Annotated in this window: 20 protein-coding genes; 12 read left to right on the forward strand and 8 right to left on the reverse strand. The window is 67.3% G+C overall.

The genetic code is table 11. The features are described 5' to 3' along the window. Positions 1-28: 28 nt before the first annotated feature. From QTH90_RS12055 to QTH90_RS12065, 3 genes are read right to left on the reverse strand one after another with little or no spacing between them, the layout of a single operon-like run. Positions 29-2,080 (reverse strand): two-component system sensor histidine kinase NtrB, encoded by a 2,052-nt coding sequence (locus QTH90_RS12055; protein ID WP_286664786.1) that lies wholly within the window; start codon positions 2,078-2,080, stop codon positions 29-31. Positions 2,081-2,100: 20 nt separating this feature from the next. After that, on the reverse strand, positions 2,101-2,916 hold the full coding sequence (locus QTH90_RS12060; RefSeq protein ID WP_286664787.1) for a carbon-nitrogen hydrolase family protein: 816 nt from the start codon (positions 2,914-2,916) through the stop codon (positions 2,101-2,103). A 34-nt stretch (positions 2,917-2,950) separates the two neighbouring features. Then, positions 2,951-7,108: a YhdP family protein gene (locus tag QTH90_RS12065; protein WP_286664788.1), complete on the reverse strand. Its 4,158-nt coding sequence runs from the start codon at positions 7,106-7,108 to the stop codon at positions 2,951-2,953. 25 nt (positions 7,109-7,133) lie between these two features. Here QTH90_RS12065 and glnE point away from each other — a divergent pair, with 25 nt between their 5' ends. Both glnE and QTH90_RS12075 read left to right on the forward strand, forming a co-directional pair. After that, positions 7,134-9,914, forward strand: coding sequence for a bifunctional [glutamate--ammonia ligase]-adenylyl-L-tyrosine phosphorylase/[glutamate--ammonia-ligase] adenylyltransferase (gene glnE / locus QTH90_RS12070; protein WP_286664789.1), 2,781 nt, complete (start codon positions 7,134-7,136; stop codon positions 9,912-9,914). Beyond that, the gene (locus QTH90_RS12075; protein WP_286664790.1) at positions 9,907-10,959 is read left to right on the forward strand and encodes a septal ring lytic transglycosylase RlpA family protein; all 1,053 of its coding nucleotides are present in this window, start codon (positions 9,907-9,909) and stop codon (positions 10,957-10,959) included. The genes glnE and QTH90_RS12075 overlap by 8 nt, the downstream gene beginning before the upstream one ends. 121 nt (positions 10,960-11,080) lie before the next feature. Here the strand turns inward: QTH90_RS12075 and QTH90_RS12080 are convergent, their stop codons facing one another. Further along, the gene (locus QTH90_RS12080; protein ID WP_286664791.1) at positions 11,081-11,938 is read right to left on the reverse strand and encodes a ferritin family protein; all 858 of its coding nucleotides are present in this window, start codon (positions 11,936-11,938) and stop codon (positions 11,081-11,083) included. Positions 11,939-12,066: 128 nt separating this feature from the next. Here QTH90_RS12080 and QTH90_RS12085 point away from each other — a divergent pair, with 128 nt between their 5' ends. After that, positions 12,067-12,651, forward strand: coding sequence for a glutathione peroxidase (locus QTH90_RS12085; protein WP_286664792.1), 585 nt, complete (start codon positions 12,067-12,069; stop codon positions 12,649-12,651). 349 nt (positions 12,652-13,000) lie between these two features. On the opposite strand, the gene QTH90_RS12090 is transcribed toward QTH90_RS12085, so the two are convergent. Next, positions 13,001-13,612: a glutathione S-transferase N-terminal domain-containing protein gene (locus QTH90_RS12090; RefSeq protein ID WP_286664793.1), complete on the reverse strand. Its 612-nt coding sequence runs from the start codon at positions 13,610-13,612 to the stop codon at positions 13,001-13,003. A gap of 100 nt (positions 13,613-13,712) precedes the next feature. Here QTH90_RS12090 and QTH90_RS12095 point away from each other — a divergent pair, with 100 nt between their 5' ends. From QTH90_RS12095 to QTH90_RS12110, 4 genes are read left to right on the forward strand one after another with little or no spacing between them, the layout of a single operon-like run. Beyond that, positions 13,713-14,852 (forward strand): YjgN family protein, encoded by a 1,140-nt coding sequence (locus tag QTH90_RS12095; protein WP_286664794.1) that lies wholly within the window; start codon positions 13,713-13,715, stop codon positions 14,850-14,852. After that, on the forward strand, positions 14,849-15,913 hold the full coding sequence (locus QTH90_RS12100) for a M48 family metallopeptidase (RefSeq protein ID WP_286664795.1): 1,065 nt from the start codon (positions 14,849-14,851) through the stop codon (positions 15,911-15,913). Before QTH90_RS12095 ends, QTH90_RS12100 begins: the two co-directional genes overlap by 4 nt. Positions 15,914-15,949: 36 nt before the next feature. Further along, positions 15,950-17,329, forward strand: coding sequence for an adenylosuccinate lyase (gene purB / locus QTH90_RS12105; protein WP_286664796.1), 1,380 nt, complete (start codon positions 15,950-15,952; stop codon positions 17,327-17,329). Then, entirely contained in the window at positions 17,329-17,889 is a 561-nt protein-coding gene (locus tag QTH90_RS12110; RefSeq protein WP_286664797.1) for a YaeQ family protein, read from the forward strand. Before purB ends, QTH90_RS12110 begins: the two co-directional genes overlap by 1 nt. Before the next feature lie 99 nt (positions 17,890-17,988). Here QTH90_RS12110 and QTH90_RS12115 read toward each other — a convergent pair whose 3' ends face one another. Then, positions 17,989-18,294, reverse strand: coding sequence for a putative signal transducing protein (locus QTH90_RS12115; RefSeq protein ID WP_286664798.1), 306 nt, complete (start codon positions 18,292-18,294; stop codon positions 17,989-17,991). A 16-nt stretch (positions 18,295-18,310) separates the two neighbouring features. Continuing rightward, a complete protein-coding gene (locus QTH90_RS12120) occupies positions 18,311-18,772 on the reverse strand; it encodes a DUF3717 domain-containing protein (RefSeq protein WP_286664799.1) in 462 nt (153 codons plus the stop codon). Positions 18,773-19,190: 418 nt separating this feature from the next. Between QTH90_RS12120 and QTH90_RS12125 the strand changes: the two genes are divergently transcribed. Genes QTH90_RS12125 through QTH90_RS12135 form a run of 3 tightly spaced genes read left to right on the forward strand, consistent with a single transcriptional unit; the run spans position 19,191 to position 20,813 of the window. Continuing rightward, a complete protein-coding gene (locus tag QTH90_RS12125) occupies positions 19,191-19,928 on the forward strand; it encodes a TerC family protein (protein WP_286664800.1) in 738 nt (245 codons plus the stop codon). Positions 19,929-19,978: 50 nt separating this feature from the next. Then, on the forward strand, positions 19,979-20,443 hold the full coding sequence (locus QTH90_RS12130; RefSeq protein ID WP_286664801.1) for a hypothetical protein: 465 nt from the start codon (positions 19,979-19,981) through the stop codon (positions 20,441-20,443). A 16-nt stretch (positions 20,444-20,459) separates the two neighbouring features. Beyond that, positions 20,460-20,813 (forward strand): phage holin family protein, encoded by a 354-nt coding sequence (locus QTH90_RS12135; protein WP_286664802.1) that lies wholly within the window; start codon positions 20,460-20,462, stop codon positions 20,811-20,813. Positions 20,814-20,858: 45 nt separating this feature from the next. On the opposite strand, the gene QTH90_RS12140 is transcribed toward QTH90_RS12135, so the two are convergent. Beyond that, complete coding sequence (locus tag QTH90_RS12140; protein WP_286664803.1) at positions 20,859-22,448, reverse strand: M48 family metalloprotease; 1,590 nt, start codon at positions 22,446-22,448, stop codon at positions 20,859-20,861. 54 nt (positions 22,449-22,502) lie between these two features. Here QTH90_RS12140 and moaC point away from each other — a divergent pair, with 54 nt between their 5' ends. Together moaC and QTH90_RS12150 are read left to right on the forward strand one after the other, a co-directional pair. Then, entirely contained in the window at positions 22,503-22,997 is a 495-nt protein-coding gene (gene moaC / locus QTH90_RS12145; protein WP_286664804.1) for a cyclic pyranopterin monophosphate synthase MoaC, read from the forward strand. A gap of 224 nt (positions 22,998-23,221) precedes the next feature. Then, on the forward strand, positions 23,222-23,701 hold the full coding sequence (locus QTH90_RS12150; protein WP_286664805.1) for a type IV pilin protein: 480 nt from the start codon (positions 23,222-23,224) through the stop codon (positions 23,699-23,701). Positions 23,702-23,705: the final 4 nt, after the last annotated feature.

Below are 23,705 nucleotides of genomic sequence, written 5' to 3' on the forward strand. Positions count from 1 at the left end.
ACACGAAGTGGGCAAGCCTGGGGGTGTGTCATGTTACCGGTAGCGTGAACCGGAAAATGGTGCCGCGCGGGCGCTGGGCCTCGAACATCAGCACGCCGCCGTGCTGCTCGACGACCGTGCGGCACAGGCTCAGCCCCAGGCCCATGCCATCGGGCCGCGTGGTGAAGAAGGGCGTGAAGAGCCGCTCGGCCACCTCTGCGCTGATGCCGCAACCGACATCCGCGACGGAGAACTCGAGCCAGCGGCGCGCATCGACTGCGGCTGCGCCTTCGCCGTCCCGCCCGACGCCGCCCGCACGCACGACCTTCAGGCGCAGCACACGATCCGTCAGTTCGGGCATGTCCATCGCCTGCATGCCGTTGCGCGCGAGGTTGAGCAGCACCTGCTCGACCAGCGTGCGGTCGCAGAACACCGCAGGCAGCCGGTCTTCGAGCGCCAGTTCGACACGGACGCCGAGCTTGCGCGCCTGCAAGCGCACCAGGGGCAGCACGGCATCGACCAGCGCATGCGGCGCCACGGCTTCTCGCGTGCGATCGCGCCGGCGCACGAAGTCGTGCACGCTGCGGATCACCTGGCCGGCGCGGTCGGCCTGCTCCGCGATGCGGCGCACCGCCATCGCGACCTCGTCGTGGTCGCGGCTGCGCTGCTGCGAGCGATCGGCGCCCAGCAGGTTGAGCGAACCGCTCGCATAGCTGGCGATCGCCGCCAGCGGCTGAGTGAGTTCGTGGCTGAGCAGCGATGCCATTTCGCCGACGGTCGCCAAGCGCGCGCTGGCCTGCAGGCGCTCCTGGCTGGCGCGCGAGAGTTCCTCGATGCGGCGCTGCTCGCTGATGTCGATGAAGGCGCTCATCCATCCGGTCTGCGAGCCATGCGCGTTGATCAGCGGCGCCTCGAAGATCAGCACCGGAAAACGGGTGCCGTCCTTGCGCATGAAGACCGATTCGAAGCCTTCGCGCGGCGGCACCGCTCCGGCCATGCGCACCGCCTGCCGGCGCTGGTATTCGTGCGCGAGTTCGGTCGGCCAGTAGGGTGCTTCGCCATCACTGCTCATGAGTTCGTCGGCGCCGAAGCCCACCATCTCGCAGAACGCGGGATTCACATAGGTGATGTGGCCCTGCAGGTCCCGCGCACGCAGCCCCGTGATGACGGAGTCTTCCATGGCCTTGCGAAACGCGAGGGCATCGGCCAGGTCGCGCTCGGCGCGCAGGCGCCTTCGCGTGTCGCGCGCGAGCAGCACCAGCACCGACACCAGCGCGATCGAGATCGCCGTGACCAGCGCGGTCAGCATGTTCGGGAAGAGATCGGGCACCGCGCGCCAGCCGTCGACGCGCAGCATCATGGTGGCGCCGGGCAGGTCGATGATCTGCTGGGCCGTGAACACGCGCGTGCCCACGCGGCGCGGCGCGCCGATGGCGACGAGCCGCGTGCCGTCGGCTTCGGTGAACGCGACTTCCTGCCCACGGCTGAGCGTGGGCGCCACGAGTTCGATCAGCGTGTCGCGCAACGAATAGGAGGCCACGAGGTAGCCCCCGCCTTCCACCGGCAGGCACAACTCCATCACTTCGAAGCCGGTGCCCTGGGAGAAAGGGAGGTAGTGGCTCGGCGAATACGCCGGCGCGCCCAGCTTGCGCGCGGCGGCACAGGCGAGCTGGACGTCGGGCTGGTCGGCGCCTCTGCGGGCCTCTTCGAAGGCATGCCTGCGGTAGGGCGTATCGACCGAGCCGCGCAGTTGCAGTCCCGCGTCTCGCCATTCGAGGCGCAGCCATTCGCGGTGTTCGCGCAGGAGGTCGGCGGCACGGGCTTCCCACTGCTCGCGGTCCACGCCGTAGCCCAGCGATGCGCGCAGCGTCTGCGCATTGCGCTGCAGGCCGACGCGCAGGTCGGACACGGCGTCGGCCGTGTCGCGGTCGAGCACATTCTGGGTCTGCTCGACCTCATGCCGTCCGGCCAGCCACACCACGGTGACGAGCAGCACCAGCACGAGCACGGCCAGCAGCACCCACAGGAACCAGCGCCGCCACACGGAGCGCAGGAAGCGCAGCCGCGCGAACGCGGGACGCAGAACGCGGGCGACGGGCAACGGAGGCGAGGACACCGGGTTCAGAGCACGCAGTGCGACAGCACCGGCAGTTGCGTCCGCGCACGCTCGACCTGCTGCGCATCGATGTCGAACAGCACGACGGCTTCGTCGACGGCCTGCTGCGCCACCACCGTGCCCCAGGGATCGACCACCATCGACTGGCCCCAGGTGTGGCGGCCGTTCTCGTGCGTGCCGCCTTGCGCGGGTGCGACGACCCAGGCGAGGTTCTCGATGGCACGCGCGCGCAGCAGCACTTCCCAGTGCGCGGCGCCGGTGGTGCGCGTGAAGGCGCTGGGCACGAGCATCAGGTCGGCACCCTGCCGCGCCAGCGCGCGATAGAGCTCGGGGAAGCGAAGGTCATAGCACACGCTCATGCCCACGCGCCAGCGGTGGCCGTCGCGCGAGGGCAGGTCGAAGCACACGGGCTGCGAGCCCGGCGCGATGACCCGGCGCTCGTCGTAGCGCTCGCGGCCGTTGTCGAAGTAGAACAGGTGGATCTTGTCGTAGCGCGCGACGCGGGCGCCGTCCGGCCCGTAGACCAGCGAGCTGTTGAAGACGTGGTTGTCGTCGTCCGTCTCGAGCGGCAAGGTGCCGCCGACGATCCACAGCCCGAACTCGCGTGCGGCATCGGCCAGGAAGCTCTGCACGGAACCCGCGCCGGCGGTCTCGCGCAATGCGAGCTTGTCGGTGTCGCGCGCACCCATCATGCAGAAGTACTCGGGGAGCACGGCGAGTTCGGCGCCTTGCGACGCGGCTTCGCCCAGCAGCGCATGAGCGCGCGCCAGATTGGCCTCGCGTGCGATGGCCGACACCATCTGGATCGCTGCGACTTTCATGGCGAAACTCCTTGTCCGGGTCCTGTGGGTTGTTCTAGCGCAAGGTGGGCACGGCCGGCGGCGTGCCCAGGGCCTCGGGGGTGAGCCGTCGCGGCACCCTGGTGATCTTGGGGTCGGTCCAGGTGCCGTCGATCTGGAACTCCTGCGTCGCGGCGGCGACCAACGGCCGGCTCAACACCATCTGGGCGAGGAAGGCGCCGATGCCGATGGCCGGGTTGATCGCCGTCGCGACCAATGCGGCCGTGCCGGCACTGATCTCGGGCACCACGACGACGCGGATATTCTGCGTCTCGCGCGCGAGGTCGGCGGAGCCGTCCATCAGCACGGCGGCGTTCACGCCCTTCATCTGCAGGTTGTTGGTGGACGCCACGCCCTGGTCGATCTTGACGTCGCCACGCAGGAAGTCGAAGGCGAAGCCCTGGCTGAAGATGTCGCGGAAATCCAGCGTGAGCCGCCGCGGCAGCGCCTGAAGGCTGAGCACGCCGAGCAGCTTGGCCATGCCGGGGTCGGCCTTGAGGAACTGCCCCGATTCGACGTTGATCTGCATTTGACCGCCGAGGCTCGGATAGTCCAGCGAGAAGGGCGATCCGGTCCATTGCACATCGCCTTCGAGCCGGCCGCGTCCGCGCCGCACGACGTCCTTCATGCCGAAGCGCGTGAGCAGCGCGCCCGCGTCGGCGATCTCGAGCTTGAAATCCATGCTGGTGCGACGTTGGTCGCGTCCCGCCGCCGCGGCGCTGCCCGGCGGCGCGGCCCAGGAGCCCTGCGCGGTGAAGGTGGCGTCCGGATTGATGAGGGCCAGGCGGTTGAGCCGCCATTCGCGACCGGCGCCGCCACGGTTGACCGCATCGATCTCCGCACGCCCGAGACGATGGCCCAACAGCTCGAAGTCCTCGACGGCGATGTCGAGCGCGGGCAAGGTGCTGGGCTGCTCGTCGAGCAGCGACTCGACCGCCGTGGCCTCGCTGCGCGCGATCTTGAGCCGCGCGAGCCGCGCGTATAGGCGCCCGGCCTGTGCGTGACGGTATTCCGCGTAGCCGCTGAGTTCGGTGGCGTCGACGTTGGCGCGCCAGAGCTGGCCCTCGCGCGTACCGCCGAGCACCACGTCGTGCAGCGTGCGGCCGCCGAACACGAGCTCCTGTGCGCGCAGCGCGATGATGGTGGGCAGGTAGGACAGCGCTTCGTCTCCGCCGTCCGCAGCGGCAGCCGTCTCGGCCGCCTTGCCGGTCGCCGCGCCGAAGATCGACTGCCACGCGCCCACGTCGAGCCGCGTGAAGCGCAGGTTCGCGAAAACGCCGCGTTCCGGCGGGGCCGCGGATTCCCCGGCCGCCAGGCCGATGCCGATGCCGCCGCGCAGCACGCGGGGCTGCGCGCCGGAAATGTCCCGCACATAGACCACCGACGCCACGCGGCCGAGGTCGACCGAGATCTGGTCGTGGAGCACTGAAGGCGCAGATCCGGGCCGACCCTCGCGCGCCACGATCTTCTTCTCGACACGCAGCGGCATCGATTCGTCGGCGGCCTTGGTCAGCGGCGGCGGCAGTTGCAGCGCGAGCCCTTGCAGGGTGCTGGTGACCAGGAATTCGGTCGCGCCATCGCGCACCGAGAAGTTGAGCGCGTAGGGCGTGCTGCCGGTCGCGTTGGCCGCCACGCGCGAGAGCCAGTCGACCTCGCGCACTGCGCGCAGCCCGTCGGCGCTGGCAGTGCCCTGAACGCGGAAGCTCAGGTCCTGCGAAGCACTGCCGAAGCGGCCGCTGCCTTCGACGCGCATGGCGCCGCCGAGGGCGCGGGCCTGCACGCCCGCCAGCGAGAAGCCGCTTTCGGTGAAGCTCAGCGTGCCCTTGGCCTGCGACAGCGTCGGCGCCTGCGGCGAGAGCTGGACCTCGTTGTCCAACAGTACGACGCTGGCCTGCACCTTCGATTTGTCCAGGGCCGAGAGCGGCAGTTCGAGCCGGAGCTTGTAGTCGGCATTGCCGGTCGCGCGCATGCCCGCGAGAGTCGACTCGGCCTCGCCCGTCAGGGGGGCGCCGGCGTGCAGCAGTTCGTTGAGTGGTCCCTTGGCCTGGGCGTCGACCTTGAGCAGCGGCGCATGGTGCGCCATGTCGGCGATCTGCGCCTCGGCCTTCGTCACCTCGATGCCGGGCGCGCCGGAAATGCGGCCGCGCGCATTGCGCACCAGCATGCCGGCGCGCTCGAAGACCAGCTCGCCGGACAGGCCGCTGAGCGCAGGCCAGACCACCTTGGCGCCCGGCGCGGGTGGCACGTAGGCATAGGTGACGTCGGCGACACGCGCGACGATGCGGAAGTCGCCGTGCTTCGGGTCCATGAAGGGCATGTCGTGCAGATCGCCCTTGACCTTGAAGTCGACGCTGCTCGCGGTGCCCTTGGTGACTGCATCGCGCACGTAGTCGCGCGTGTGCTTGGGAATGTGCAGCGGGAGATAGCGATGGACGCGCGTTCCGTCGGCGCGCGTGAGCTTGCCCTGCAGGTCGAGCACGCCCGGGTAGCGCCCGGCACTGCGCGACACGGCGGGGTCGCTCGTGCGCCAGCTGGCCTGTGCCTCGCCCTCGGCGTCGACGTTGGCGAAGCGCAGGTTCGCAACCTGAACCTGCACGGCCTCGCCGTCGAGCTTCCACTGCAACTGTGTGGAGAGCTGGTCGATCGGAACCACGGGCTCCTCGAACACGCCGGGCAGATCCAGCGCGCCCTTGGCGATCGACAAGGATGCGCTGCCGCCCGCCTGGTTCGCGTCGAAGTCGATGGTCGCGCCTCGCACGCCGGGCGTTCCGACGGGCACGGGCGGCGGTTCCGCCGTCGCACCGCTGGCCGGCGCGGCCGGGCGCGGAACGCTCCGGCCCGCGGCGGGCGCTTCGGCCGCGGGTGCAGGGGCATCGACGTGCTCGCCGCGCTGCGAGGCGATGCCGAAATTGCTCATGCGGCCACGCAGCTGGTATTTGTCGGGCGCACCGGCCGAGCCTTGCCAGCTGGCGTCGATGTGCTCGACCAGTCCGTGCGGCTCGTAGGACTCGATGAGCTTGCGCGTGGCATCGCCGAGCGGCAGGCGATCGGCGATCAGCGCGATCGCGGCGAGATCGAGCCGGTCCGCGCGCACCGCACCGCGCTCGGGCACGCGGTCCTTGGCCGGCGTGTGCTGGAACCACAGGTTGCCGCCCGGCCAGCGCATGCCGTCGGCAGTGTCAAACTGCAGGTTGGTGGTGGAGAACTCCAGCGTCTGGTCCGTCAGCTTGCCGGCGAGACGCCCGGTGACGCCGCGCAGGACCAGGGGTTCGAGGCCCTTGGCGAGGGAAGCGTCGATCTTCGCCAGCGCCAGATCGGCCACGGCGCCGGTCAGCTTGCCGTCGTTGACGTCGAGCCACACGCGCATGCCGCCGCTGCCTTCGCGTATCCGCGCATCGAGATCCATGTACCGGCCGAGCCGCGTGACGTCGATGTACGGCAGGTCGCCGTACAGCTGGCCGTCCCACGTGCGCCAGTTGCCGCTGCGCACCGACAGGAGCGGTTGGCGGAACTTGCCGCGCAGCGTGAAGCGCTCGCCCCACCCGGCAGGCGGTGTGGCGTCGAGGCGCATCGAATGGCTCCGGCTGCCGTTGCGGGCGACGAACTGCACGTCGGTCAGCAGCAGCGGCGTCGTCTTGCGCAGGTCATCGGTCCAGCGCACCGTGCCGCCCTGGACGACCACCTCGCGCTGGGCGAAGAACCAGTCGGCCCCGTCGCCGCCGCCGGTGGTGTCGGTGGACATGTCGAGCCCGGCCACGTGCAGCTTGCCGAGCGCATCGCGCCGCACCTCGACCTGGGGACGCTCTATATAGAGCTGCTCGAAGCTCAGGTTCCACAGCGATCGCGGGGAGACGCTGGCGACCACGCGTTCGAGCCGCAGCGCCTCCTGCTTGCGCGCGTCCTGGAGCACCACGTCCCGCAGTTCGACGGTAGGAAAGAAGCTGCCCGAGCGGGCCGAGATCGACCCGATGAGAACCGGTACGCCGATGGCGCGAGTGGCCTGCGCTTCCAGCGCGACACGGTAGTCGCCGATTCGCGGCACAATCCAAATGTGTAGGACAACGACTGACAGCGCCAGCAGGAGCCATGCACCGAGCAGCAAACCCAACAACCAGCGCGCCGTCACAGCGGTGATCTTGAGCAGACGTGAAGGGGAAGACGTCGTGTCGTTCATTGAGGATCGCGCTGTGGCAGGAATTATGACCGCCAGCTCCCACCCGGGTTCCACCGATGCCAAGGCGCATCGGTCGCCACCGGCATCCATCTCGCCAATTCCGCTCGCCGAGTACTCGCGCTTCGTGCAGCGGCTCAGGCGTCGCTATGCGGGCGAGCTTTCATTGCTGCCGCCCGGCGAACCGGTGAAGGCGCTCATCGCCGAAGCCTACGATGCCCTTCGATTGCGCGGGGACAATGTGGCGGATGCGCTGCGCACCGTGAGGCAGCTGGTGATGGAGCGGCTCATCACGCTCGATTGCGAAGCCCAGGCGCCGCTGGCCGTCGTGACCACCGCCGTGACCGAGCTGGCCGAATTCGCGCTCGACGTCGCATGCCGCGAGGCCTGCGCCGAACTCGATGCCGCGCATGGCGCACCGCTGGGCGAGCAGGGCCAGCGCGCGCAACTCTGGGTCGTGGGCATGGGCAAGCTCGGCGCGCGCGAGCTCAATGTCTCGAGCGACATCGACCTGATCTACCTGTACGACCACGACGGCGAAACCGCTGGCGATGCCGACGGCCGCGCGCGGCTGTCCAACCAGGAATACTTCGCGCGCGCAGTCAAGCGTATCTATGCGCTGGTAGGCGACACCACCGAGCACGGCTTCGTGTTCCGCGTGGACCTGGCGCTTCGCCCCAATGGCAATTCCGGGCCGAGCGTGGTGTCGCTCGATGCGCTGGAGGAGTATTTCCAGGTTCAGGGCCGGGAGTGGGAGCGTTTCGCCTGGCTCAAGAGCCGGGTCGTCGCGCCCTATTCCGTGGTGGCCGACCGCTCGGCGCAGGCGCTGCGCGGCGTGGTGCTGCCCTTCGTCTTCCGGCGCTACCTCGACTACAACGTGTTCGATTCGCTGCGCACCTTGCATCGGCAGATCCGCGAGCAGGCGGCGCGCCGCAGCGCGGGCCGGCCCGAACGCGCGAACGACGTCAAGCTGTCGCGCGGCGGCATCCGGGAGATCGAGTTCACCGTGCAGTTGCTGCAGGTGGTGCGCGGCGGACAATTCCCCGAGCTTCGCACCCGTCCCACGCTCGATGCATTGCAGCGGCTGGCACGCGCCAACCTCATGCCGCAGGAAACGGCCGACGCGTTGGCCTCGGCCTATGAATTCCTGCGCCGCGTGGAGCACCGAATCCAGTACCTGGACGACCAGCAGACCCATGTGCTGCCGGTCAACGACGACGACGTGCGCTGGATCGCGCAGACGATGGGCTACGCGGACTGCTGCGCCTTCCTGGCGCAACTGGACGCGCATCGCGAGTTCGTGGCGCAGGAGTTCGACAAACTGCTCGGCGGCAAGAAGCCCTGCACGAACTGCAATGGCAAGTCCTCGGCCGGGCCGGTGATCGACCTGGCCGACCTGATCGAGGAACTGCCGGAACCCTTCGCCGGGCGCATCAAGGCCTGGTGCGACAACCCGCGCGTGCTGGCGCTGCGCGACGAAACGCGCGCGCGCCTGCGCCAGTTGGTGCAGCGCACCGGCCAGTGGCTGCGCGAACCCGACAGCGAAGCGCCGGGCAAGGTCGGCCACCACACCGACGGCGCGCTGCGCTGGGCCGACTGGATCGAGCCCCTGCTGCGCCGCGACAGCTACATCGCTTTGCTGGTCGAGCGGCCGGCGGTGCAGGAGCGCCTGCTGCGCCTGCTGGGCTCCGCCAAGTGGCCGGCGCGCTACCTCATGCAGCACCCGGGCGTGATCGACGAGCTGGCGAGCGACGAGATGCTGTCCGGCCGCTTCGTCGCGGCCGAGTTCGAAGGCGAGCTTGAACGCCGCCACGTCTCGCTCACGCGTACCGGTGAGGCCGACGAGGAGCGCCTGCTCAACCTGCTGCGACACGCGCACCATGCCGAGCTGTTCCGCACGCTCGCACGCGACGTGGATGGGCGCATCACCGTCGAGCAGGTGGCCGACGACCTGAGCGCCCTGGCCGATTCGGTGCTGCGCGTCACGGCGCGCTGGTGCTGGCCGCACCTGCGCAACCCGCATCGGGAGCAGCCGCAGTTCGCGATCATCGGCTACGGAAAGCTCGGCGGAAAGGAACTGGGCTACGGCAGCGACCTGGACATCGTGTTTGTCTACGACGACGACGACGAGCGCGCCGGCGAGGTCTACGCGGCCTATGTGCGCAAGCTGATCAACTGGCTCACGGTGAAGACGCGCGAAGGCGACCTGTTCGAGATCGACACCGCGCTGCGCCCCAACGGCAACTCGGGCCTGCTCACGACCAGTTTCGAGGCCTACGAGAAATACCAGCTCGGCCGCGGCAGCAACACCGCATGGACCTGGGAGCACCAGGCCATGACCCGCGCGCGCTTCGTGCTGGGCGAGGCGTCGCTGGGCGATCGCTTCGACCGCATTCGCGACGCGGTGATCACCGCGCCGCGCGACCGCGACGCGCTCAAGGCCGAGATCGTCGCCATGCGCGAGAAGGTGCGCGCCGCGCGTCCGGTGAAGCCCGACCGCTTCGACGTCAAGCACAGTGCGGGCGGCATGGTGGATGCGGAGTTCGCCGTGCAGTTCCTGGTGCTGTCGGAGGCGAAGACGCATCCGGAGCTGATACCCAATCTCGGCAACATCGCCCTGCTGGTGCGTGCCGAGGCCGCCGGCCTGCTGCCCGAAGGCATCGGCCAGAACGCAGCGTCGGCCTATCGCGAGCTGCGGCGCGTCCAGCACCGGGCGCGGCTCAACGAAGAGCCCACGCAGGTGCCGATGGACTCGCTCGTGGCCGAGCGCGAGGCCATGCTGGCCTTGTGGAAGGCGGTGTTTGGCTAAGCGGAGCCTGTCTTCGCAACGCGCCCTCGCGTGCATCGCGGGTGCGACGCTTCTTTTCCTGGCTGGCTGCGCGAGCGGCCCGAAGGGTGGGCGCGATGGTGCCGACGCCAATCCGCCGTCAGGCCTCAGCCAGGTGCCGGATGCCGAGCCGCGCGTCGAGTCAATCCGCAGCAGCGGCGGCACGAGCAAGCCCTACGTCGTGCTCGGCAAGTCCTATGTGCCGATCGTCGACGACCGGCCTTTCCGCGAAAACGGCCTCGCGTCCTGGTACGGCCGCAAGTTCCACAGCCAGTCCACCGCGAGCGGCGAGCCCTACGACATGTATGCGATGACGGCCGCCCACAAGACGCTGCCGCTGCCGAGCTATGTGCGCGTGCGCAATCCGGCCAACGGGCGCGAGGTGATCGTGCGGGTCAACGACCGGGGACCCTTCCACGACGATCGCGTGATCGACCTGAGCTACACCGCGGCGCTCAAGCTGGATCTGTTGCGCGGCGTCGCGCCGGTCGAGATCGAGCGCATCACCAACGAGGACATCCGCACCGGCGCATGGCGACGCGGCAACGTGGAGGCAACGCAGTTGGCACAGCGTGCGCCGCCCGCTGCATCCGCGACCCCCATCCCACTGGCGTCCGCCGCGGACAGCGTCTCCGTCCCCGCCGCCTGGACCGCCCCGGTCGCGGCGGCCCCGCGCATCGAGACGATGGAAGTCGTCGCACTCCCGCCCATGGCACCGCTCGCGGCACCGGCAGCGGCGCCACCAAGCGCTTCACCACAGCCATCGGCCGAAGGCTTCGCCACCGCCGCACAGCCGGGATTCTGGGTACAACTCGGCGCGTTCAGCCAGCGCGATGGCGCCTCCCGATTCCAGCAGCAGGTGGCACGCGACCTACCCGCCCTGGCGCCGTCCCTGAATGTATTTACCGAGCGCGGAACGCACCGCCTGCAAGCCGGCCCCTACGCATCACGCGAACTGGCGCGCAACACAGCAGATCAAGTCCGCAACGGCCTCCAACTGACCCCCGTCATCATCGAACGCCGCTAAACACAGCCGCCCCCCATTCCAGAAACACCGCGGAACCGGCTCCGCCGGTCCGCCGGTGTTGCCCCCGGTCAGGGGGTAGGCGAAGCGACACGAAGTGCGCGAAGCCTGGGGGCGAGCCCTTTCAAGCGCCTTGGTATTCGGGCTTGGGACCGAGGGAAGCCGCCAGCTCCTTGCGGTAGCGGTTCAGTTCCTGCACGGTCTTGAAGCTCCTGTTCATCAGGAGGCTCAGGTTGTGCAGGATGCGATCGCCGACCTTGTTTTCCCAGACGGAGTCGAACTTGATCTGCTTGTCCAGCCAGTGCTCCAGCCAGTCCGGATCGGGCACGCGGCTCTGGATGGTGTCGTTCGGGAACAGCGCCTTGTTGACGTGCAGGTTGGTCGGATGCAGCGCCTGCGCAGTACGGCGCGCGCTGGCCATCAGCACACCGACCTTGGTGAAGGCCGAGCGGGCCTCGTCGCCGAACTTTTCCATCGCCCGCTTCATGTAGCGCAGGTAGGCGCCGCCGTGGCGGGCTTCGTCCTGGCTCAGCGTGGTGTAGATGTGCTTGATGACCGGCTCCGTGTGCCACTCGGCCGCACGGCGGTACCAGTGGTTGAGGCGAATCTCGCCGCAGAAGTGCAGCATCAGCGTTTCGAGCGGCGGCGCGGGATCGAAGTCGAAGCGCACCTCGTGCAGTTCCTGCTCGGTCGGTGCGTGTTCCGGGCTGAAGCGCTTGAGGTATTCCATCAGCACCAGCGAGTGCTTCTGCTCCTCGAAGAACCAGATCGACATGAAAGCGGAAAAATCGCTGTCATGGCGGTTGTCGCGCAGGAACATCTCGGTGGCCGGCAGGGCCGCCCACTCCGTGATCGCGTTCATCTTGATGGTTTTGGCCTGCTCATCGGAGAGCCGGGTCGCGTCGAAAGACTGCCACGGAATATCCTTGTCCATGTCCCAACGGACGGATTCGAGTTGTCTGAAGAGTTCCGGGTACAGCATTGGTGTCTTTCTTGAGCCGCTGGATTTTAGTCGGCTGGTTTGGCGCACCTGTGACAAGAGCGCCATGATGCGTATACGCTTGCCTTGACGGCGCGGTTTTCGCGCCCCTTTGACAGGGAAAAACCGCCATGCGAATCCCCATCCGACTGACAGTGATATTTCTCCCGGCCATCGCGATCGTGGGGGCCTTTCTGCTCCCGGCCACCGCCCGCGCGCAGGCGGCCGCACCGGGTTGCCCGGCCATCCTGCAGCACACCTTCCCGAGGCTGCAGGACGAAAAGCCGCAGGCGCTGTGCCAGTACGCGGGCAAGGTGGTGCTGGTGGTCAATACAGCGAGCTTTTGCGGATTCACCCCGCAGTACAAGGGCCTGGAGGCGCTCGACAGCAAATACCGATCGCGCGGACTGGTGGTGCTGGGATTTCCTTCGAATGATTTCGCGCAGGAGGCCGGCTCCAACAAGGAAATCGCCGAATTCTGCGAAAGTACCTTCGGCGTCAAATTTCCGATGTTTGCGAAATCCTCCGTGCGCGGCGTCGACGCGAATCCACTGTTCAAGGAACTGGCGCGGGCTTCGGGAACCACGCCGAAATGGAACTTCTACAAGTACCTGATCGATCGCGACGGCAAGGTCGTCGATTCCTATTCGAGCATGACGGCGCCGGATGATCGTTCCTTCGTCCGGGCGGTCGAAAGCGCGCTGGGCCCGAGCTGAATCCGGCGAAGACGTCACAAACGCTTACCACTGTCAAGGGAACCGGGCCGCACGGCGCGGCCTCATACGGATTCGGGCCTGGACAGCCCGGCCGTTTTCATGTTGCGAGGTCTTCCTGGCGTCCCCGCCGGGTTGAAATCCCGAGGCGATTCTTCTCCTCCTCCCTCCCTCCCTCCTTCGTCTTGGGGCGCCTCGCAACGTTTTTATTACTCGCCCCCAGGCTTGCTCACTTCGTGTAGCCGCCTACCCCCTGACCGGGGGCAACACCTGCGGCCCGGCAGAGCCGGTTCCGCGGTGTTTCACGAACTAAAAAGCCCCGCTTGCGGGGCTTTTTGTTTGGGTGCTGCGTTCAGGGTTTGGTGTCGGCGAAGCTGGGGCGCAGCATCAGCTTGTCGTAGAGACGGGCGAGATTGCTGTGGTCGCCGCGCCAGTCGATCTCGGGGAAGCGGAGGCTGATCCAGCCGATGGCGCAGCCGACCGCGATGTCGGACAGGCTGAGGTGGATGCCGCTGCAGAAAGGCTTGTCGCCGAGGCCCTTGGCCATGGCGGCGATGCCGGCCAGGACCTTGCCGCGCTGGCGGTCGATCCAGGCCTGGCTGCGCTCGCCTTCGGCGCGGTGCGCCCAGGTGGCTTCGAGGCGCCACAGCACGCCGGCGTCCATCACGCCATCGGCCAGTGCTTCCCAGGTCTTGACTTCGGCGCGTTCGCGGCTTTGTTGCGGGATCAGCTTGCCGACGGGCGACAGGGTGTCGAGGTACTCGACGATCACGCGCGAATCGAACATCGCCTCGCTGCCGTCCATGATCAGGCAGGGCACCTTGCCGAGCGGATTGGCGCTGGAGATCGTGGTGTCGGCAGACCAGACGTCTTCGATCACGAACTGGTAGTCGAGCCGCTTCTCGGCCATGACCACGCGTACCTTGCGCACGTAAGGACTGGCAGCGGATCCGATCAGTTTCATGCGAGCTTTCCCCCCATCAGGGTCATCGTTGTAGCGCTTTGATTCTAGGGGAACGTGGCAGTGCAGAATCCAGCCCCATCACCGACAAGATGGAGCGAGAGTGAATCTGGAATCCGGCGAATCCGGCGCGAGCGTTCCGCACCGCCATCCGATCGAATTCACGGCGACGGGCAGCGAATACTTTCGCATCTGGATCGTGAATCTGCTGCTGATTCTGGTCACGCTGGGGATCTATCTTCCGTGGGCCAAGGTTCGCAAGCTCAAGTATTTCTACAGCAACACCTGGGTCGACGGCGATGCGCTCGACTTCCACGGCGAGCCCCGCAAGATGCTCCGCGGCACGCTGATCGCCTCGCTGTTCCTGATCACCTATTCGGTCGGCAGCAACTTCTCCGGCTGGGCCGCGCTGCTGGCGGCGCTGGCCTTCGTGGTCTTGTGGCCGGCGCTGTTCCGCGCCGCCATGCGCTTCCGCCTGGCCAACACGAGCTGGCGCGGCCTGCGCTTTCGCTTCGCCGGCGACATGGCGGGAGCGTACGCGTGCATGATGCCGCCGCTCGCCCTGGCATTGCTGCCCGTTGCCGTCGCCGGCGCGATGGCACCGCGCGGCATGCCGCCCGCCGCATCGGGCCTGATCGGGATCGGGATGCTGGCGTTCTTCGCGGGGCTGCCCTATTTCCTCTGGCGCGTGAGGCGCTATCAGCACGGCAACTACGCCATCGGACAGTTGCAGACCCGCCTCGAAGCCGACGTGGGCGTGGTCTATGGAATCTTCATCAAGCTGATCGGCATCGCGCTGCTGGCATTGCTGTTCGTCGGCGTGCTGGTCGCCGTGTTCGTGTTCACGGGGAGACGCGGAGGAAGCTCGGGATTCATCGGGCTGTCAGTGGCGCTGGGACTTGCGGGCATCCTGCTCCTGAACATTCTTCCCAAGTCCTACCTCCAGGTGCGGCTCCAGAATCTCATCTGGTCGAAAACGGGCAACGAGGTGCTGCGATTCAAGAGCGGCCTGCTTCTGGCGGCCTACCTGCGCCTGCAATGCAAGAACTACCTGCTGATCATGCTCACGCTCGGGCTCTACTGGCCCTTCGCGGTGGTGAACACCCGCCGGGCCCAGATCGAGGCGGTCGAACTGCGCACGCGCATCTCGCTGGATGAGATCACACAAGTGGCGGGACGCGAAAACCCAAGCGCCGCGGGCGACATGGCGGCGGACCTGTTCGGCCTGGACATCGGGATGTGACCGACCTCGACGTCCGCTACTTCGACGGCTGCAGCAGCAAGCCGCATGCGGCTAGCCTGCGCGTGCAGGACGACGTGCTGACGGTCGCCCCCCGGCCCGGCGAGACTTTCCCGCCATTGACGGTCTCGCTTGCCCAGGTGCGCTGGCCCGAGCGGACCCGTCACGGCAGTCGCATCGCCCAATTGCCCCAGGGCGCCAGCGTGCAGGCGCTCGATACGTCGACGTGGGATGCGTGGGTGACGCAGTTCGGCCGCAGCGACAGCTGGGTGGTTCGCGCGCAGCAGAGCTGGCGCGGCGCGGCCATCGCCTTCGTGCTGCTGGTGTGCGCCATCGCCGCGATGTACCAATGGGGCCTGCCAAGTGTGGCGCGCGGCGTGACCGCGATGGTGCCGGAGCGCATCGACGCGTTGATCGGCGCGCAAGTCCTCGAATCGCTCGACCAGTCGCTGCTCCAGCCCAGCGCGCTCGCCCCGGCGGACCAGGAACGCATCCGCAAGGCCTTCGCGCAGATGGTGCAGACCGCCCATGCCGTCGATGCACCGGCATGGACGCTCGAATTCCGGCGCAGCCGCGAGCAGGGCCAGCGGCTGGGCCCCAATGCGCTGGCGCTGCCGGGAGGCACGATCGTGCTGACCGACGAACTGGTCGCGCTGTTGCCGGGCAACGATGACGCCGTGCTCGGCGTGCTGGCGCACGAGTTCGGCCATGTCCGCCAGCGCCACGCGATGCGGCAGCTCGTGCAGGTGTCGGCGATCGGCTTCGCGGCATCGGTCGCGATCGGCGACTACGGCACCTTGATCAGCACCGCGCCGGTTGTTCTCGCCTCGCTCGGCTATTCGCGCGATGCGGAGCGCGAAGCGGATGCCGAATCGGTGCGCCTGATGCGCGCCGCCGGCATCCCGCCGCGCGCGATGGTCGCCTTCTTCGAGGCCATCGAGCGCTGGCGCGACACGGCGCAGAAAGGTTCGCAAGGCGACGACAACATCATCGGCCTCGCCTTCTCCTCGCACCCGGCGACAACGGAGCGAATCGCCTACTTCCGGGACGCGCCGGAGGACTGAAATTGCCTCCGGCGGGGCGCAACCTAAAATTCGCCCATGAGTTTCTCCACCGTTTCCGCACTTTCCCCCCTCGACGGCCGCTACGCGGCCAAGCTCTCGGCGCTGCGTCCGCTGATGAGCGAACAGGGCTACATGCACCGGCGGGTGCAGGTCGAGGTGGCGTGGTTCATCGCGCTCTCCGACTGCGGCTTCGCCGAATTCAAGCCCCTCACCGGGGGTGCCCGCAAGTACCTGCTGGGCCTGGTCTCGAACTTCTCCGAGGCCGACGCGGTCGCGATCAAGCAGATCGAGAAGACCACCAACCACGATGTGAAAGCCGTCGAATACTGGATCAAGTCCAAGTTCGAGGCCCGTCCCGAGCTGCTCGCAGCTTCCGAGTTCGTGCATTTCGCCTGCACCAGCGAGGACATCAACAACACCAGCCATGCGCTGCAGATCCAGGCGGCCCGCGAAAAGGTCATGCTGCCCGCCATCGACGGCCTGATCGCGACCCTGCGCGACATGGCGAGCAAGTTCGCCGGCGTGTCGATGCTCTCCCGCACCCACGGACAGACTGCAAGCCCGACCACCGTGGGCAAGGAACTCGCCAACGTCGCCGTCCGCCTGGTCAAGGCGCGCGAGCAGATCGCGGCCGTGCAGTTGCTGGGCAAGATGAACGGCGCCGTCGGCAACTACAACGCCCACATGGCGGCATGGCCCGGCTTCGACTGGGAGTCCTTCAGCCGCAAGGTCGTCGAAACCCCGGCGCCGCTGGGCCTGGGACTCACCTTCCAGCCCTACAGCATCCAGATCGAGCCGCATGACTACATGGCTGAGCTGTTCGATGCGGTGGCACGAGCCAACACCATCCTGGTCGACTTCTCGCGCGACATCTGGGGCTACGTGAGCCTGGGCTATTTCAAGCAGCGGCTGAAGAAGGGCGAGATCGGCTCGTCGACGATGCCGCACAAGGTCAACCCGATCGACTTCGAGAACGCCGAAGGCAACCTGGGCCTGGCGAATGCGGTGCTGCGCCATCTCAGCGAGAAGCTGCCCGTCAGCCGCTGGCAACGCGACCTGACCGACAGCACCGTGCTGCGCAACATCGGCGTGGCCTTCGGCTACGCAACGCTCGCCTACGCCAGCCTCGCAACGGGCCTGGGCAAGCTGGAGCTCAACGAAGAGGCCCTGGCGGCGGATCTCGACGCATCATGGGAAGTGCTCGCGGAGCCCATCCAGACGGTGATGCGGCGCTTTGGCGTGCAGGGTGCCTACGAGCAGCTGAAGGAAGTCACGCGCGGCAAGACCGTGACGGCCGAGGCGCTGCACGGGCTCATCCGCTCGCTCGCCATCCCCGACGAGGAAAAAGAGCGCCTGCTGGCCATGACGCCCGCCAGCTACATCGGCAAGGCGGCCGAACTGGCCCGGCGGGTCTGATGGCGCTCAAGTCCACGATCTTCAAAGCGAACCTGGCCGTCGCCGACATCGATCACAACTACTACGCCGACCATGCACTGACGCTCGCGCGCCATCCGAGCGAAACGGACGAGCGGATGATGATCCGCCTGGCTGCGCTGGCGCTCAACGCGTACAAGCTGCAGGACGTGTGCAATGGCGACGGCACGCTGGCCTTCGGCGCCGGCCTGTCGAACCCCGACGAGCCGGACGTGTGGCTGCGCGACTTCACCGGCGAGGTGAAGCTGTGGATCGAAGTCGGACAGCCGGAAGACAAGCCCATCATCAAGGCTTGCGGCAAGGCGGATGAAGTCATCGTCTACTGCTTCAACCACGCCGCCGAGATCTGGTGGCGAGGCATCGAGAACAAGCTGACGCGGCCGCAGAACCTCAGTGTGTTCCGCGTGCCGACGGCGGCCTCGCAGTCGCTATCGGCGCTCGCGCAACGGTCGATGCAACTGCAGGCCACGATCCAGGAAGGCGCGCTGATGCTCGGCGACGGCACGCACAACATCGACATCGAGCCCGTCAAGTTCAAATAGCTCGCCCCCAGGCTTGCTCACTTCGTGTAGCCGCCTACCCCCTGCCGGGGGCAACACCGGCGGACCGGCGGAGCCGGATCCGCGGTGTTTCTGGCTTTTTCAGGGGGTTGGCATCATGGCGCCGCATTTCCAGCATTGCTCGAATCCGCCTTCGACCAGTTCGCCGCAGACGCAATGCCAGCGGCGTTGGGGACGGTGACGCAGTTCGTGCAGCAGGCGCTCGGCGAGCGCGTATTGCTCGTCGTCCTCGATCCAGATCTCGGGCAGGCACTGATCGGGCGGCAACTGGCCCGCCGCGGCGCCGAGGTATTCGCGCTGGATGGAGGCCTCGACACCGTCCTCGCGCAGCGCATGCACCCACAGCGTGGCGATGGCCAGGTTGGGAGCTTGCACGAGGCGGCGCATGGCGTGGGTCAGTCCATCAGGCCGACGGGTCCGACGCCGCTTCGGCGGCATCGTCGTCGGGCCACACATGCTCGGCCTCGCGTGCGCGCTCGGCGTACTTGTTGAAGCGCCAGGCGCTGCCCTGCACGGTGATGCGGCGCCACGTCGATCGCTTCTCGGCCGGCGACATCGCGGGCCAGTGCTGCACTTCGTCGAAGCTGCGGCCGCAGCCCTTGCATTCGTCATCGCCCTGGCTGGTGGAACAGATCGCGATGCAGGGCGTGTCGGGGGTGCCGTGGTACCAGACGAGCCACGCGGCCCAGGCTTCGGACGGAAAGCCGACTTCGTCGACCTCATCCTCGTGATGAAACACCATCAACGCGTAGACCTCGGCGAGCGCGCGCAACTCGGGCGCCAGCGTGATGCCGTCGGGTGAAGGTTTCCTGTCGCGCCAGAAGTTGATGGCGGCCTCGATGTCGGTGATGTGAATGGCGGCCATGGGGGACGAAAAAATGCGAGCGGGCATCATAGTCCGGCAAAGTCCCGCAACCGGCGAAGGAATTGATTGCTATCAAATACATAGCATCAATCGCTTTAGCGATGCGGGATTTCAGCGCGATTTTCTTAAGGAGGCAGTCGTCGCGGGTTGCCACGCGGCGGCCTTCGATGCTTTAATCGCGACCACGAAGGGGAGTAGCTCCCGTCCGCTTTCACGAGAGCGGGCATCGTCAGGTCGTCAATACGAAGCACAACACTTCCGGCCTTTCGGGCGGCCATCGCGCTGCCGAGCAAGACCTTCGATTTGAACCCATGCTGGTTTGATCGAAGCGATTGCAAGTTCCTCGAGGTTCCCCTGATCCTCAGTCAGCCGCTTCATCCGACCCGCATGGGCGGACTCGAATTGAATGGAGGACTTTATGGAACTGTTGATGACCCCCGAGTTTTGGGTCGCTGTCGGTCAGATCATCATGATCGACATCCTGCTGGGTGGCGACAACGCCGTCGTGATCGCCCTGGCCTGCCGCAAGCTGCCCCCGGCGCAACGCACCAAGGGCATTCTCTGGGGCACTGCGGGCGCGATCCTGCTTCGCGTGATCCTCATCTTCTTTGCGCTCACGCTGCTCGCCATCCCGTTCCTGAAGCTCGCCGGCGCGATTCTGCTGGTGTGGATCGGCATCAAGCTGCTCGCGCCCGAGCATGACGACGCGCACGGAAACATCACCGCGAGCGACAAGCTCTGGGCCGCCGTGAAGACCGTGATCGTGGCCGACCTCGTGATGAGCGTCGACAACGTGATCGCCATCGCTGGCGCCGCGCAAGGTGCCGGCGAAGGCCACCAGATGCCGCTCGTGATCTTCGGCCTGCTGGTGAGCATCCCGATCATCGTGTGGGGCAGCCAGCTCGTCATCAAGCTGATGGACCGCTTCCCGATCATCATCACGCTCGGCGGCATGCTGCTGGGCTGGATCGCGGGCACGATGGCCGTGTCGGACCCGGCCGTTGCCAACGCAGCGGCGTGGACGTGGGTGCCGAAGCTGCCGCAAACCGACGTGGTTCGCTACGCTGCCGGCGTACTCGGTGCGCTGCTGGTGCTCGCGATCGGCAAGTGGGTCGCGGCACGCCGCCCCAAGGCCACCGCCGCCGTGACTGTCTGATCTCCGACCCGTTGCCTCTGCCACTCCAACCAATGAAAGAAGGAGCACCTATGGAAAAGATCATTCTGTACGTCGACGATGCGGCCTATGCGCGCGAGTTCCTCGCCAAGGTCGTAGCGGACGCAGGCAGCGCCGGGCCGCGCCAGTGGGTGGTCGTGGCTTGCGCGCCGCGCATGACGCACCGCATCAGCAAATGGGTGAGTCACAGCGCGCGCGAGAACTGGCGCGCCAAATGGTTCGCCAAGGTGCAGGAGCAGGTCGTGCCGCTGCTGGCCCACGAAAACGGACAAGTCATCGCGGTTCTCGCGAAGGGTCCGCTGACCGACCTGACCAAGCGCCTGAAGCTGGAGCACGGCGCTGCGCAGGTGGTCGATGCGCGTCGGCCCAAGATCGGGGTCGACCTCGAACCCGTGGCACCCGACGTGGCCCCGCCCGGGCAATCGAGCTGGGCGTTGCCGGGCGCCGTGGTCGGCATGGGCGCACTGCTCATGCTGGCCAACGAGTTGTCGGAATAGGTCCGCGACCCGCTGAATGCGACTGCTCATCAAGTGGCTGCTCAGCGCGCTCGCGCTGCTGGCAGTCACCTACTTCTACAGCGGCGTCCAAGTCACGAGCTACACCTCGGCACTGCTGGCCGCCGCAGTGATCGGCCTGCTGAACATGTTCGTGCGGCCAGTGCTGGTGGTATTGACACTGCCGGTCTCCATCGTCACGCTGGGCCTCTTCCTGTTCGTGATCAACGCCCTGCTGTTCTGGGCCGCATCCGGACTGCTGCCGGGCTTTCACGTCGACGGCTTCCTTGCTGCGCTGATCGGATCGCTGATCTATTCGCTGCTGGGCCTGCTCATCGAATCGGCGCTGGGCGGGCTTTTCTCCAAGCGCTGACGCATGGCGTTGCGGCGCGCCGGCGCCGCACGCCCTCCCCTTTTCCTACCTGAGCGGCGGTTCGGCCGCCTGCTCCTTGAAGAGTGCCTCCACCGCGCGTGCGCGGGTGTCGATGATCGACGCCTCGTAGTGATCGATGGGCACGCCACCGGCCTGGCCTTGCGCGCTCTTGCGGATCAGGTCCTGAGCCGCCCGGAGACGATCGCGCGCACCCGGATAGTCCAGGATCGCCACATTGGCCTCGGCATCCGCGCGCACCGCGCGAACCGTGTCGTTCTGCGCCCCGTACAGGTTGGCCAGCGTGCGCCAGGCTGTCGCATCGCGTGGATGGACGGCCACCCAGTCGCGCAGCGACGGGATCATCGGCGCGGGATTCCGCATGGCGACCGCCGCCTGCGCGGCGAGCAGCATTTCGGGGCGGTCCTTGGCCTTGGGATCGAGCAGCGCCGCCGCGGCAGGCGCCGCATTGGCCGTGAGTTCGATCTCGGCGGACAGCAATCGCGCGAGGCGGGAGGACGGCGCATCGCCCGCCGTGCGCGTGACGAGCCGCTGCGCCAGCGCACGGGCCGCCTTGAAGTCGCGCAATTCGCTGGCCGCCATCGCTGCCGCGTAGAGCGTGCCGGCCTGCTGGGCGGGCGAACTCTTCGCGAACTCGCCGCTCGACGCGGAGTCGACCCATAACCGCAGCACGTCGACGCCCGGGCGCGTGAGCACCCGTGCCCGGGACGCGATCATGGCGTGGTCCATTGCAAGGGGCAGCGCGGCGGCCGCCGTTCCGGGCTTGAACTGGAAGCGTCCCTGCATGTCGGCAATGCGCTCGCTGTTGAGCGGGTGGCTGCGCAGGTACGGATAGGACCCGTTGTCGTTGAGCCGCGATGCGTACTGCAGCTTCTCGAACATCGAGGCCGCGCCTTGCGGCGCATAGCCGGCCTGCGTCATGACGCCGAAACCGACACGGTCGGCCTCGCGCTCCATGTCGCGCGAAAAGCTCAGCTGGTTCTGCACGAAGGCAGCCTGGCTGCCCAGGATCACGGCCTGCCCGGCATCGGCGCTGCGGCTCTTGCTGGCGGCGATCGCGCCGAGGATCAGCCCGGCGAGCATCAGTGGCATCTGCTTGCTCTGCTTGGACATCTGCCGCGCGATGTGACGCTGCGTGACGTGCGACAGTTCATGCCCGAGCACCGTGGCGAGTTCGTCCCGGCTGCCGACCACTGCGATCAGCCCCAGGTTGACGCCGAGATAGCCGCCCGGCAGCGCGAAGGCGTTGATGCTGCGATCGCGCCCGAGCACCACGGTCCACGCGAATCGTTCGTCGAGCTCGGGGGTCAGATCGCCCCGCGTGCGGGCGGCGGCGAGCAGCCGCTGCCAGATGTCGTCGACGTATTCGGAGAGCACCGGGTCGTCGATGTAGTCCGGATCGCGGTACAGCTCGCGCGCGATCTGGTCGCCGAGATGCCGCTCGGCACTGGCGGTCATCTCGCCGCCGTCGCCCATGCCCGGCAGGAGTTGGGCCACGGCGGGTGCCGGCAGCGCCAGTTGCGCCGCGATCACCACTGCGGCGCACGCGCTCCTCAAGAGGCGCCTGGCGGGCCGCTGCATGCCGGGGGAGTGGATAACTGGAGTCAACCGCAACATTCCTCGTCAATGGTTCGGCCTCGTATGATGCGGCACTTCGCCGATCGTTCACCCATGAGTTCCCTTACACATTTTGACGCCCAGGGCCAGGCGCACATGGTCGACGTGGCCGCCAAGCCGGCCACGCATCGCGTGGCCGTGGCGACCGGCCGCATCGAGATGCAGGCGGCCACCCTGGCGCTGATCGAATCGGGTACCGCGAAGAAGGGCGATGTGCTGGGCATTGCGCGCATCGCGGGCATTCAGGCGGCCAAGAAGACCAGCGACCTGATTCCCCTGTGCCATCCGCTCGCCCTGACCCGGGTGGCAGTGGCTTTCGCCATGTCCGAGGGCGGATTGCCCCAGGTGACTTGCACGGCCACCGTCGAAACGGTGGGGCCGACAGGCGTCGAGATGGAAGCGCTGACCGCCGTCCAGGTGGCGCTGCTGACGATCTACGACATGTGCAAGGCGGTGGACCGGGGCATGCGCATCACCGATGTCCACGTGCTCGAAAAGCACGGCGGCAAGTCGGGCAGCTATACCGCCGGCGAATCGACGCCGCGCTAGGCACCGACAGCCCGTGTCCCGCGGGCCCCGAGCGCACCTCGTCAAAAGGCGCCCGACGCCAAAAATGCAACTTCGTGCAACTGAATGTGTACGTCTGTACACGCTCAGACGGAAGGTGTGCGCTCGCTGACAAACGGTCTGGGGCTTCCGGACCTGCATTCACACAATCAGAAAAGATCGTCACTGATTGCCACCGCGCGCACCCCACTTCGAGAGTCCTCACCGTGAAAAAACTGGCTTGCTTCCACTGCGGAAGAAGCCGGCCCTCCGCCGGCGGGTTCACCCTGATCGAAGTGATGATCGTCGTCGCGGTCATCGGCATCCTGGCCGCCATCGCACTGCCCGCATACAACGACTATGTGCGTCGGGGGCAGCTCCCCGAGGCGTTCACGCTGCTGTCGGAGTACCGGGCCAAGATGGAGCAGTACTACCAGGACAGCCGCAACTACGGCACGGCCGCCAAGTGCGCTGCCGATGCCAGCGCCAGTAGCTGGAACACCTTCCCCCGGACCGCGCAGTACTTTTCGTTCGACTGCGCCACGACGAACGCCCAGCAGGGCTACACGGTGACGGCGACCGGCATCAAGGGCGCCGCCGTCGGCCACGTCTACACGATCAATCAGAACGGCGACCGCGTCACCACGAAGTTCAAGGGCAGCGACGTGAATGCCGCGTGCTGGCTCACGAAATCGGCCACCTGTTGACCAG

Source organism: Variovorax flavidus (assembly GCF_030317145.1).
Classification (GTDB): domain Bacteria; phylum Pseudomonadota; class Gammaproteobacteria; order Burkholderiales; family Burkholderiaceae_C; genus Variovorax; species Variovorax flavidus.